At 37.2% G+C, this 12,300-nt stretch carries 16 protein-coding genes; 3 read left to right on the forward strand and 13 right to left on the reverse strand.

Annotated elements, in window-relative coordinates; translation table 11 throughout:
• Positions 1-60 precede the first annotated feature (60 nt).
• The 7 genes from comGG to comGA are packed head-to-tail and all read right to left on the reverse strand — an operon-like array spanning position 61 to position 4,073.
• Positions 61-444, reverse strand: coding sequence for a competence type IV pilus minor pilin ComGG (gene comGG, locus BIV60_RS17740; RefSeq protein ID WP_071357034.1), 384 nt, complete (start codon positions 442-444; stop codon positions 61-63).
• Positions 441-902 carry a competence type IV pilus minor pilin ComGF gene (comGF, locus tag BIV60_RS17745; protein WP_256218452.1) on the reverse strand — a complete coding sequence of 154 codons (462 nt, stop codon included), beginning with the start codon at positions 900-902 and terminating at the stop codon, positions 441-443. Before comGF ends, comGG begins: the two co-directional genes overlap by 4 nt.
• Positions 865-1,212 (reverse strand): hypothetical protein, encoded by a 348-nt coding sequence (locus tag BIV60_RS17750; RefSeq protein WP_071357035.1) that lies wholly within the window; start codon positions 1,210-1,212, stop codon positions 865-867. Before BIV60_RS17750 ends, comGF begins: the two co-directional genes overlap by 38 nt.
• Positions 1,196-1,636: a competence type IV pilus minor pilin ComGD gene (comGD, locus tag BIV60_RS17755; RefSeq protein WP_071357036.1), complete on the reverse strand. Its 441-nt coding sequence runs from the start codon at positions 1,634-1,636 to the stop codon at positions 1,196-1,198. Before comGD ends, BIV60_RS17750 begins: the two co-directional genes overlap by 17 nt.
• A complete protein-coding gene (comGC, locus tag BIV60_RS17760) occupies positions 1,633-1,953 on the reverse strand; it encodes a competence type IV pilus major pilin ComGC (protein ID WP_071357053.1) in 321 nt (106 codons plus the stop codon). Before comGC ends, comGD begins: the two co-directional genes overlap by 4 nt.
• 28 nt (positions 1,954-1,981) lie before the next feature.
• Positions 1,982-3,013 carry a competence type IV pilus assembly protein ComGB gene (gene comGB, locus BIV60_RS17765; RefSeq protein ID WP_071357037.1) on the reverse strand — a complete coding sequence of 344 codons (1,032 nt, stop codon included), beginning with the start codon at positions 3,011-3,013 and terminating at the stop codon, positions 1,982-1,984.
• Positions 3,000-4,073, reverse strand: a complete 1,074-nt coding sequence (gene comGA, locus BIV60_RS17770; RefSeq protein ID WP_071357038.1) for a competence type IV pilus ATPase ComGA — start codon at positions 4,071-4,073, stop codon at positions 3,000-3,002. The genes comGB and comGA overlap by 14 nt, the downstream gene beginning before the upstream one ends.
• A gap of 261 nt (positions 4,074-4,334) precedes the next feature.
• On the opposite strand from comGA, the gene BIV60_RS17775 reads away from it, so the two are divergent.
• Positions 4,335-5,030, forward strand: a complete 696-nt coding sequence (locus BIV60_RS17775; RefSeq protein WP_071357039.1) for a helix-turn-helix transcriptional regulator — start codon at positions 4,335-4,337, stop codon at positions 5,028-5,030.
• Positions 5,031-5,114: 84 nt separating this feature from the next.
• Entirely contained in the window at positions 5,115-5,357 is a 243-nt protein-coding gene (locus BIV60_RS17780; RefSeq protein WP_071357040.1) for a DUF2626 domain-containing protein, read from the forward strand.
• 235 nt (positions 5,358-5,592) lie between these two features.
• On the opposite strand, the gene BIV60_RS17785 is transcribed toward BIV60_RS17780, so the two are convergent.
• The gene (locus BIV60_RS17785) at positions 5,593-6,678 is read right to left on the reverse strand and encodes a class I SAM-dependent methyltransferase (protein ID WP_071357041.1); all 1,086 of its coding nucleotides are present in this window, start codon (positions 6,676-6,678) and stop codon (positions 5,593-5,595) included.
• 154 nt (positions 6,679-6,832) lie between these two features.
• Complete coding sequence (locus BIV60_RS17790; RefSeq protein ID WP_071357042.1) at positions 6,833-7,468, reverse strand: MBL fold metallo-hydrolase; 636 nt, start codon at positions 7,466-7,468, stop codon at positions 6,833-6,835.
• 254 nt (positions 7,469-7,722) lie between these two features.
• On the opposite strand from BIV60_RS17790, the gene BIV60_RS17795 reads away from it, so the two are divergent.
• Complete coding sequence (locus BIV60_RS17795) at positions 7,723-7,899, forward strand: DUF2759 domain-containing protein (protein WP_071357043.1); 177 nt, start codon at positions 7,723-7,725, stop codon at positions 7,897-7,899.
• Between the two features lie 65 nt (positions 7,900-7,964).
• On the opposite strand, the gene BIV60_RS17800 is transcribed toward BIV60_RS17795, so the two are convergent.
• The 4 genes from BIV60_RS17800 to BIV60_RS17815 all read right to left on the reverse strand — a co-directional run bounded on the left by BIV60_RS17800 (position 7,965) and on the right by BIV60_RS17815 (position 12,096).
• Positions 7,965-9,155, reverse strand: a complete 1,191-nt coding sequence (locus tag BIV60_RS17800; protein ID WP_071357044.1) for a M14 family metallopeptidase — start codon at positions 9,153-9,155, stop codon at positions 7,965-7,967.
• A 94-nt stretch (positions 9,156-9,249) separates the two neighbouring features.
• Positions 9,250-10,224 carry an ROK family glucokinase gene (locus BIV60_RS17805; protein WP_071357045.1) on the reverse strand — a complete coding sequence of 325 codons (975 nt, stop codon included), beginning with the start codon at positions 10,222-10,224 and terminating at the stop codon, positions 9,250-9,252.
• 9 nt (positions 10,225-10,233) lie between these two features.
• A complete protein-coding gene (locus tag BIV60_RS17810; RefSeq protein ID WP_071357046.1) occupies positions 10,234-10,440 on the reverse strand; it encodes a YqgQ family protein in 207 nt (68 codons plus the stop codon).
• A gap of 99 nt (positions 10,441-10,539) precedes the next feature.
• Positions 10,540-12,096, reverse strand: a complete 1,557-nt coding sequence (locus BIV60_RS17815) for a rhomboid family protein (RefSeq protein WP_071357047.1) — start codon at positions 12,094-12,096, stop codon at positions 10,540-10,542.
• Positions 12,097-12,300: the final 204 nt, after the last annotated feature.

A 12,300-nucleotide genomic window follows, 5' to 3' on the forward strand; every position in this document is an offset into this window, starting at 1 on the left:
CTGCCTTAATCCTTCATTTCAAGTATGTCCATATTTTTTAAAATCAAACAGCTTTATTCCTCATGATTTTCCCATCCATTTTACAATCCTTTTTAATTTTGTATCAAAGTATCCACTTCCGATAACCGTTATTCCTGAATCGAACCGGAGTGTGAAATTAACTTTTTGAACACTATTTATTGGTACCTCAGCCTGATAATCCATTGTCCCATTTACATACTTAAAGGATCCTTTTGTCCGAATGGTCCCATTGGATTTATACATACTTTCGACCTTTTTGATGGAACTAAGGAAATAATACTCTTCTTGTAAAAGTATGGCGGTTTGATTTGCAACCTTTCTCCCTGTCAATAGCTGCTCCACACGGATGGAAAAAAACAATAAAAATACAAGTAAAACACATAGGGTAAGGGGATACGTAAATCCATTCTGATTTTTTCTCATGGGCTTGCATTCCAATTAATAAAGGAGTATATAAAAATAGAATATTCTTTGCCCCAAATATCCATAACATTAACCTTTACGGCATTGTTTAAGAGAACAAAAGCAGCATCAGAAACATTTTGTAATACAATTTCATTCCCGGAATTATTCACCCTTCTGCGAAGGTTATTACCAAATCGCTCATATAAAACCGTTTCTGTGTCATTTGTTAAAATCAACTTTCCTGAAACGACCTCCGCATGATTGTACATCCGAATTTCTTTTTTTAATTGACTACAAAAAACCTCCCACTCCAATGGCTGATGCTCCCCTTGTGTGGCTTTATCATTCAAGATTATTTGCATTAGCGGCACCATGAAAAAGACCAGCATTGAAAAAATAGCCAAGGCAAAAAGGGCTTCAATCAATGTAAAAGCCTGCTCATTCTTGCATACCGCAAATTTCTGTTTTGGAAACAAAGGCGTTTTCCTCAACATTTACACACACCTCTTTAACTCCAGAAATTGCAGAATCTCTCCAACTAATTTTGTATTTTATTCCAGCCTGAACCACTGAATAATTATTTTCTAATTTTCCCTCGATTATTTTAGCTTCAAGTTCTTGAAACAGCAGCTGTTTAGCCATTTTATCTATTTCAAGTTTTTTCGATTGGCTGTTTAAATCAACGATAATTGGGATAAAAAAGAGACACATCATGAACCAGGCCGAGAGCGAAAGCAACAGTTCTAGTAAAAAGAAGCCATTATAGCCATTATTCTTCTTTAACATAAAACCTTCCCTTTCCAAGCAAAAAGGTAATACGAAATTGCTTGTCCTTCGTTACAACAGTGAACGAACCGAATTTACTGACGTTTCCATCAGGCAGAAATCGAAAATATAATGGAAGTGTTCCTGGATTTACGTGAATGTCTCTTGAATAATATCGTTCAACCAACCTTGGGATATCATTACTTTCAAAAATATAATAGTTATATTCGTTTTCCATAAAGCTCACCGTGACCTCATGTTGATGAGAAATGGCATATTGTTGTGCATAAATTAAGTCGGCTTTAAGCTGGGATATAAAGACTTCGTCCTCAATCCGATTCGATTGTGGTTTTATGGAAAAGACTGTAATCGAGGAAATAATTAAAAAGATGGTGAGGACAAGTAATGATTCAATTAAGGTAAATCCTGCTTGACTCCTTTTCATTGAGAGGTGCTGGCAACTTCTACAACGGTTCCGTCGGATTCTATTTTTACCTGTGTTGTGCCATTTGGACAGCCTTTTGCATCACTTCTTATATACCCGGCTGAAACTAACTCATCAACAGATGAAGGCAGTTTTTTCTTTTCCATTTCATAGGCTTGAACTTGAGCCTGTACCATTTTTACAAACGCTTGACACCCCTTATCATTGATATTGGAATTATGTTTTGTAATGTTTGGTATTGTAATAATTAATAAAACAGAAATAATTAACATAACAATCATCATTTCAATGAGTGTAAAACCCTTTTGAATTTTCAGTTTTTTCAACAGTTCTCATCCTCCATTTTTATATTCCGTCCATTAAATGAAACATTGGCAATAGTATTGCTAAATACATTGAAACAACAAGAAATCCGATAAAAAGATATAAAATCGGCTGAATCATTTTGAAGCTTTTCTCGATTAATTCTTCCATCGCGGTAACACAATGCCGGCTGAAAAATTGCAGCTCTTGTTCAAGTTTCCCATTTTCTTGTCCATGTTTAACGATCATCGGAAATTCTTTTTCAAAGAAGGAAAAAGAGGCTAAAATAGAATCGAATTTTTCACCGGTTACCAGCTTTTGTTTAATTTCCTTTCCGAGCTGACTGTAAAACGGCTGCCTGAGGTTCCTTTCAAAAAGCAGCAAAGCTTCGGAGACCGAAATTCCACCTGCCAGTAAAAAGCTAAGCTGAATCGAAAAATAGTGGGTAAATAACAATCTTAGAATTCTTCCTGCGAATGGAATACGAACGATATGAGAACGCTGCAAAAGAATGGACATTTTTCTAAAAATAAAGTAGTAATACATTGCTGTGAGCAGAAAAATGAAGAGTATGCCGATGATGATCTTGGGGAAATATTGGTCAAATACATAAATTACTTTTGTGAAAAAATTAGCCTGAAGCCCCATTGATTTAAAGAGGGTCGTAAACCTTGGCAACAGTGTATTCTCAACAAAGACAAACAAGATTCCGGTAATAAATATTAGCAGCATCGGATACTGCAGCATTTTTAACATCTTCTGCACATCTTTATCCTTTACCAATGCCATTCTGCTTCCTTCTAAAAGCGCTTCAGCAAAGTTGCCGTGTTGTTCAGCAAAATAAACAAAGCCAATTAAATCTTTGTGAAAACCAAGTTTGTCTAATACCTCGTGAAATGGTAAGCCATTTTTTAAACCGATTAAACATTCACTTAATTCCTCCTTCCGATTTTCACTGAGGTGTAAGGAAATGGACTCAAGTGCCTCGGAAATCGGGTATCCTCTTGCCAATAATTCACCCGTTCTTTTTAAAAGGGTTGCTTGTTCATTTACCGTCCATTTACGACGTTTCATAATTGTATACCAAGCGTTCGTATTCAGACTCTTTTATATACCCCAGGGCAATACCTTTATTAATTACTTGATTGATTGTCCTATAACGTGTATCAATGTTTTCCCCCTTTGCAGCCCGCATGACTGTATTTAAATTTCTTCCTGATAATAGTTCAAACACACTTGCTCTTTTCCACCTTCCGTATGAATGGCAAAAAGGGGAACAGTCTCCCTTGCAAAATGGACAGGTCAATTCAACAAGGCGTTGTGCCGTTACAGCAATTAAGGTTTGCTCTACCTCCAGCCAATTTACACCGAATTCATGAAGTCTGTAAACTGCTCCCTTCGCATCTCTTGTATGCATTGTGGAAAGTACTAAGTGTCCAGTAAGTGCAGCCCGAACAGCAATTTTCGCAGTTTCACTATCTCTTATCTCTCCAACCATAATGATATCCGGGTCATGCCGCAAAATAGCCTTTAATCCGGTAGCATAGGTGACCCCCGCTTTTTCATTTACTTGGACCTGCAAAACGGAATCATAATTTTTTTCGATCGGGTCTTCCAATGTAATAACATTGCGGTGAAATAAATGTGCAGTTTCATTAAGAAGCGAGTAAAGGGTTGTAGTCTTTCCAGATCCAGTTGGCCCGGTAAAAATTATTAATCCGTGAGCGTGTTTAAGAAGGGCAAGTAATTTTCTCGTCATTGAAGGGAATAAGGAAAGCTGGTGAAATGGAATCTGTTCTTGTTGAGGCAAAAGCCGGATGACAAGGCTTTCTCGATTGTTTGAAGGCAGGGTGGATAATCTTAGTCCCATCAATTGACCATCGACATCGCAAAAAATTGAACCACTTTGCGGACGTCTTCTTTCCCCAATATCCATATTTGCGGTAAATTTAAAATGTGAAATTAATTTGTCGCACTCTTCTTTTGGAAGGGATAATCGAGGAATTAGTTTGTTCGTTAAGCGGATTTGAACAAGTGTATCATTCTTTCGCGGAATGATATGAATATCTGTTGCTTGATTTCTCACGGCGTCTTTAATAATCCGATTCGCTAATATTTCAATTGCACTTTCAATGAGAATTACCTCCTTTACATTTTGTCTATAATATTACAGATTTCTATGTTATTCCCCCTTCTTTTTAATTGGTTGACCATTAATAGAATAACCCAAATGTCGTCTTACAGGTATATGAATTTTCATTTAAATTTGACAAATTATTGACGAAAAATGTGAACATTTTCTAAACATATAGTGTTAATGTTGTTTACCTTATTCCCGTGTTAGATTGACTGTATTATAATGAGTGTAAATTTTTGGGGTTCGAGGTGAAACCAGATGGAACAAACATTAAAAATAACAAATGTTTTATCAGATCCAACGCGTTATTATATTTATCAATACATTATTAAAAGGCATCAAGAGGTGACTGTACAAGAGGTTGCCGAAAATTTTAATATCCATCCCAATGTGGCAAGATTGCATCTCTCAAAACTTGAGGATGTCAACATGTTAATTTCCGAATCAAAGAAAACAGGTAAAGGCGGCCGCCCAAGCCGTTTGTATAGTCTATCTGATGACCTAATACAGCTTCACTTTCCATTCCGAGACTATATGTTATTATCCAAAGTGGCGGTTCAAACAATGCTTACACTTGGAGAGGAAGGAAAAAAAGCCCTATATTTAACAGGAAAACGGTTTGGTACTGAAATAATCGAACAAGAAATGGCAAAAAGATCTCTCGGGGATGAATTAGATTTTGAAGAAAAGCTAAATATATTAAAAAGCGCTTCAACACTTGCAGGTTTTTATCCAGAATTTGAAGCAAACGGGGATCAATCAAAAATCTATTTTCAGATTTATAATTGTCCATTTAAGGAAGTAGCAGAAGAACACGAAACCGTTTGCAGTATGCACCATGAATTTCTAAAGGGTATGTTTGAGGTCTTATTCTCTACCGTTGAGTTGGTTGAAAAAGAGAATATGTTAAATGGCTGTGAAACATGTTCCTATCAAGCATTCATAACAAACTAATACGAAACCATTATTTACATTACCCTAACTTTTACCTTATAATATTGTAATGATGGTATTCGTAGGGTAAAAGGAGGGATACATATGGATCGCATGTTCAGAGTATTAGGGTTCTGGACGGGTATTTTTACAGTTATGTTTTATCTCGGTGGTATGGATAAAACTGCATTGTTATTCTTGGCCCAAACTGGATTCTTCGTTCTGCTCAGCTATCTAAAACTATCCGAACGTATGTATATGTATGTTTTCGGAGCATATTTAACTATTTTCTTTGCCGGTTTCACTTATTGGACAACATTCATGATGCCTCTAGGTGCAGCAGAATAAGAAAAAAAACACTGGTGCCTAGCGTTCCAGTGTTTTTTATTTTAGGCTGTGTTAAAGGACATTGTTGATTTTTCAACCCTGTTTATTGGAGCGGAAGGCCCGAAGACTCCTACGGGAGTACGGGGCAGGGGAGACCCTGCAGGATAGAAAGCGACGAGGAGGCTCCCCGGACCGCCCTAGGGTACTCGAAGTGCCTGGAGCGGAAATCAACAGGCAAGTTTAACACAGCCTTATTTTAAAATACATTTGCTGCATCCGCGTTTAGACCTTTTTCCTGAATGATAATATGAAAATAGGAACTTATTCCGGAGGGCATAATTAAACTTCTTATCGCTCGATTGCGTTTACTCTGCTCTGAAAACGGGTTCGGATCAAAATGGTTTTCTAATTCTTCAAGGATGCCTGCTTTTAGCAAAAATTCATCCTGCCTTAGCTTCAATACGAAATTTAGCCCAACTTGTTCCCCCTGATGAATGAGCTGATCAAAATGGATATGTGTCGTAATATCGACCTCGCCTGGATGCTGTAAAATATTATCTATCATTCGATGCTGATAATATCCCCGTAAACTTCCCTTCAATCTTTGAGGCTGCATCCATTCCTCATCCGTATACCCATAATCAGCACTTACCACAAAACCCTTTGTAATCGATATCGAAATATCTTGAAGCATTTTTCCCATCGTGAGCGGGACTTCCATCCGCTGGTTCTCCTTTAATCCCAGATTATGCTCTGATAAAAATTGAATAATTTCCGAATTTGCTAACGGTACCAGCTTCTCAAACAACTCATTACTTTCGATTCCAATCATCACTTCAAAAATCTTTCCATTCTGTTTTTCGATGACATGGACTGGCAGTGCATCAAAAAGCTCATTGGAAAAAATCATTCCCTCAAGGCCATTGATTTCATCAAGCGATTCCAACTGGATAACTGGATAAACGGACCCAATCAGCTCAATTTGTAATTTCCTATGAAAAGGACTGCTCTCGACTATAATATACTCAATCGGGATTTGAACCGATTCATACCACTCCTTTAGAAAAGCATATGCGAAGCGTCCATTACCTGCACCTATTTCACAAAATACCGGGGGTAATTCAAATTCCCGGCATATTTTTGAAAACCATTTTGCAATAAGTCTGCCATAAACATCTGAAATATTGCTGGTGGTAATAAAATCGCCATTACGCCCAATTTTCACTTTTTCTTTCATGTAGTAGCCAAAGTCGGGATGATAAAGTGCGGCAGCAATGAAGTCTGCATAGGAAATATACCGATTAGGCGATTCCGAAATGATTTTTTTTAAATGGGTGATCATCTTTTGCTCCTTTTCGTTTTTCCACTATTGACATAGTGGTTACTATATATTATTGTTAAATTAGTAGCTTAACTATATCCCCTCCCATTATATGAATAGAACATCCCCCGAAAAGCCCTTCTCCTTTTGAGAAGGGCTTTTCTATTCGAGCAAATCAGAATCCGTTTAAAAAAGGATTGCTATCCATTTCTTCAATAATAGTAGTCTCAGGACCATGCCCAGATAAGACGACTGTTTCCTCCGGTAAAAATAACAACTTATCATGGATACTTTTTAAAAGTTGAGCGTGATTTCCTTTTGGCAAATCAGTCCGGCCAATACTTCCCTTAAATAAGGCATCACCGGAAACGACGAATCCTTCATCGGCAAAATAATAAGAAACACTGCCAGGCGAATGCCCCGGAGTTTCAAAAAGCTTAAACTCAAAACCGGCAATCTTAATATCCTCTTCTTTTTTCAAAATAAAATCAGCAGGTCTCGCATTAATACTTTCCTTTATCATAAAAAATTGTGAACCGTTTAATTTAGGATCACTTAACCACTCTTCTTCCTCCTCATGAACATAAACAGGAATATTAAAATAATCTCTTACTACATCAACGGCTCCAATATGGTCAAAATGGGCATGCGTTAAAAAAATGGCTGCCGGTTTTAAATTCCGTTTGGTCAGCCAATTAATCAGCTTTTTTCCTTCGCTGCCCGGATCAAAAATTAAACATGTTTGATCCGTATTTTCAACAATATAACAATTTGTTTGTAAAACCCCTAAAGGGATTTGCGACCATTTCATCGATTATTCCTCCAATTTTAAAAATAACAATAATAACATTTTACACTATTCTTAAAGTGGATTTAAAGAAAGAACAAATTTTAGAAATAAGGGATTTTGTTTTTGAAGCAGAACATAAAGTTGTCCTTTTTTTGCGCTCGACAAACGAAAGAAAAACCTATAAAATAGGAAATGAATGTATATAATATTCTTACATAACTATTTTAAATGTTAGGCATATGCCTGGTAAATAACCAGTAAAGGGGGACTTGTTCATGGGTTTAGTTATTATCTTTGCTTTAGTAACCATCCTTGCTTTATTTTCAGCATTTCGTGCACTAAAAAATAAGAATTTATTAGCTGCATTTTGGGGAGCTGCTTCATTCTTGGTATTTGGCTGGTTTGTTGTTATGACCATCATTCATCATGGAGTTCCTACTGGATCACACTAATATTCATAAAAAAGACTGCCTATGAGGCAGTCTTTTTTATTTAAGGACAATTTCAAGAAAGTTTTTTATGAATGAAGCAGGGAAGCTAAAAAAATCGCCTCAGCACGTGAGTAAATTTCTTTATATTTTGAAAGAGGCAGCGGGTTTATTCCCCTTCCAAGCTCAATTGTAAAGCCAGGGCGTTTAAATTCCTGTATATACCAATCCTTATATCCGGCATGACTATCGACATACTGAATGGCCTTATACCCGCTTAACCTTTCCATTTCTTGGGCAATCTTCTCAGCCTTAGGAGGTTCATAACCTTCATATCCCCAATAAAATTCCTCTCCCTGAGTATGAAAGGCAATCACACAGTCGAAAGGTGTGCTCTTTGCTAACTCTGCCATGGCTATGGCCTCAGGTTCAGTCAACGGATTCTTTCCGGGGTAGTCTCTTGGAGCCGGTGATTTTGGCAGCTTCCTCCCTTTTTCAATCTCCCATTTTGCCGGATACTGATTGTTCAAATCCACACCGTGAATATTGGCCTTCCAATGAACAAAATCATCACTGCCATTATTGATTTTCAAAACATCATTGCGAATCGAATCAGGCGGCCCATGGATAACAAGATCAACCCCATCCGGATTAACCATTGGCACAATGGACAACTCTATATCCTGATATAATTGTAATGGCGTAATACCTCTCATCGACATTCCATTTGTAATGGCAAGTAAATAATGATTTAACAAATCCATCAGTGTCAAGGTAGTGATCCATTCATTTGCATGAAAGGAAGCATTCATATGAACTTTTTTCGAACCTTTTCCGATCCTAATTTCATGGATTGGGTTTCCCAAAACACTTTTACCAATGAAAGATACTTGGATAAAGGGATACACTCTTTTCAGATAGGAAATGGCTTCATTAAGGGTATTAGAGCAACAGGGCTTATTGGTACTTAAAAAAGGCTTTGTTACTCTTTCAGGTATAAGCAATGTATCATTGGGAAGAAATTGATCTGGTTTCTTAGTTTGATTAAGTAAAAATAATGCATCCAGCGGAAGATTCTTAGATGCAGCAAGTTCGGCTAAGGTATCCCCCTTTTTTAGGTTATAGGGGACAGAATCATACCCAGGAATGAGTATTTTCTTTGAAGTTTTTACATTTTCCGAATCTATATCAGGGTTAGAGTCCTCAATTACACTCAGTGGTACCATGAACAGCCTGCTGTAATACCATAATGAATCTTTCGATCGAAATAGGACCTCCATCTTTACCTCCTCCCATAAAAATCATATGAAAGGAAAAGAAAAAGATGAATTTAATAACACAAAAAACCTGCGCTGGCAGGTTTTCTTCGTGATTTTATATATTTAATTTATTTTTAATCAGCCAGGCTGCGCCAATGACACCGGCGTCATTCCCCAATGTAGCTAAAGCAAGCTCTGTTGAGTCCTTTACAGGGGAAAAGGCAAATTGATTAAATTGTTGTTTCACAGAGTTTAATAAAAATTCTCCGGCTTTTGATACACCACCGCCTAAAACAATTTTTTGCGGATTTAGAGTATTACCGATATTCGCTAAAGCAAGACCCAAATGGAAGGAAATCACATCCAATACATTGATAGCAATTTGGTCACCATTTCTTGCAGCGTCAAATACATCCTTAGCCGTGATTTTGCCGTTTGCAGCCTGTATTTCTGCTAATTCACCCTTTTTATCACTTTTTGAAAGTTCCTCGGTTGCTAACCGTACAATTCCTGTGGCTGAAGCAACCGTTTCAAGACAGCCTTTTTTTCCGCAATTACATGGTGCCCCGCCTTTTGGAATAGCCGTAATATGGCCGATTTCACCAGCAGCACCGTATGCTCCCTGGACAATGTTTCCGCCAGTAATAACACCGCCCCCAACACCGGTACCAAGCGTAACACAAACTAAATCTTTTGCACCATCACCTGCACCTTTCCACATTTCACCGAGAGCTGCACAGTTGGCATCATTTTCAATGGCAGCCGGAAGATTCGTAGCTGCTTCAAGCCGTTCTTTTAGTGGGTAGTTCTCCTTCCAGCCAAGGTTAACAACATTCAAAATCACACCTGTTTCATAGTCGACCGGACCTGGAGCCCCCATTCCTACTCCGATTAATTTATTTTTAGTTTTACCGAGACTCGCTAATTTTTCATTAATCGCCTTGGAAATATTACCGGTGATATTTCTTCCTTCATCAGAATTATCCGTCGGGATTTCCCACTTATGAAGGATTTCGCCTTCAGTATTCAGGAATGCTAATTTCGTTGTTGTCCCTCCAAGATCAACCGCTACAATCCATTTATCTTGCAATGTATTCACCTATCTTTGCCTTTTTTCTTTCAAAAATTGTATTTCTTGTCTAAGGATTAATAATGCTGTTTGGTATTCTCTCGCTTCGATTAATTGGGATTGAAAGAGTTCTTTTAATTCGGTTTCCATCAATTCCAAATCAGCGACTCGGTCGCCAATATATATAATCGTTCCAAATTGTTTTAAAAATTGCTGAATCTCATAAACTGTTTTCATTTTCCGCCCCTTAAAATTCAAAATTCAGAGATTACAATGAATAGTATAAAAAAAGTATACCTTATGCTATTTACTGCCTCAAGGAAATATTATTTGAACCTATTCTGCTCCTTTAGTGGATAGATGCTCGTTAATTTTTTTGACTAAATCCGAGTATTCTTTTCGATCCGGATTTAATTTTAATGCTTTTTCCGCATTAATCTTTGCCTGTTTGAAATCCTTTTCTTCAATATTAATAAATGCCAGATTATAATAGGCTTCATCAAAATTAGGGGTTAATTCAATGGCTTTTTCTAAATGAGTTTTGGCCACAGGAAACATACCCTTTTTAATTTCGGTATAGGATAAAAGAAAATAGAGGTTTGCTGTAGGACTTTTTAGCTTTTTCTCTGTATCCTTTAATACTTGATATGCCTGGTCAAATTGATCTTGTTTAATATAATCCTGGGCGAGGGCCAAGCTTGACCCTTCATCTCTCGTTCTTGCGTTCGTGCTAAACCCATAGGTTAAAGCACCCCAAATAATAGCAGCAGATAAGAGAAAAAATATTGCTTGGAGGAATATCCTTTTCTGCTTTGGCAGGTACACAATTCCTGCCGTAAGAAATCCACCGGCTAAGCCACCTAAATGACCGGCACTGTCGATACCCGAAGCATAAAAACTAAAAACAAGATTGATTCCCAATACAACAATTAAATTAAGGCCCATTGTTCTAAAAAAAAGCTTAGGCTGAATCATTCCAAAATAAAGCAATGCCCCAAAACATCCATATATGGCGCCGCTCGCTCCTGCCGAAATATTTGAACTGAAAATGAAACTGGCAATAACCCCTGCTATTCCGGCGAACAAGTATATAAAAAGAAAACGGATATTACCGTATAATCTTTCAACAGCAACCCCTAAATAATATAACGCTAAAGTATTCATCGCTAAATGTAAAAACCCAATATGCAGGAAAATTGGAGTAATAAAACGCCACCATTCCCCTTCATAGATAAGGGGATTAAATTTTGCCCCATATTTGATTAATGTGGCATTGTTGGTACTCCCTCCATGCATTTCAAGCCAGAAAAATACAAGAATTTGAACGATGATAAAGAAATAAGTAAAAAGTGGTCTTCCGTTTTCAAAAACAGCTTTTTCTGATTCTGCCTGTTTAACGGCAGTCTCCAGTGTTAATTTTTTTAAGGCATGGATCGTTTCTTCTGAATATTCCTCGTTAATTTCGAAAACTATTTGCCTCTCAAGAAGACGGGAAAGAGTTTCAAAGCCTGAATCATACTTCCCATCAGCAAGTAAAATGGAGATAATCGAGGTTTTATTTCCTTCTGGATAAATATAAGGTTTTTCCAGACGATATTCATAATCATCGACAGGTGGATAGGGGCTGATATAAATGTTTGCCAAAGTCAAATCTCCACGATGAAGTTGTTTACGAATATTCTCCCCATTCGTTGCTGTAAATTCGATATCCCTATGCAGGGCGTTGCTCCAGTTTAACTCATTAATGAATAATCGAACAATCGGTACGTTTTTATTTTCCAGTTTTTCGAGCCAAAGCTCCTTTTGATTTTCAAATAATTGAATGATGCGGTATCCCTGTTCCGTAATAAAGAAATTGGCTAAACGCCAAAAAATGAAATCTTCTTTATTCAATACTCCTCCCACTTTCCATCAATATAATAGTATTTTAATTGATTATTCCTAGATGGATTCATTATAACCGAAATCCAATCCAATCAATGACTAAACAACCTTGATTTGGTAAATTTACATTCAAAAAAGAAAAGCGCAAGCGCCTTGTTCAGCCTCAGGCATAGCACAAGACAAGCCGGCCGAAAGGTTGTTCTTTAACCTTTT

It is taken from the genome of Bacillus sp. MUM 116, assembly GCF_001866655.1.
Lineage (GTDB): Bacteria > Bacillota > Bacilli > Bacillales > Cytobacillaceae > Neobacillus.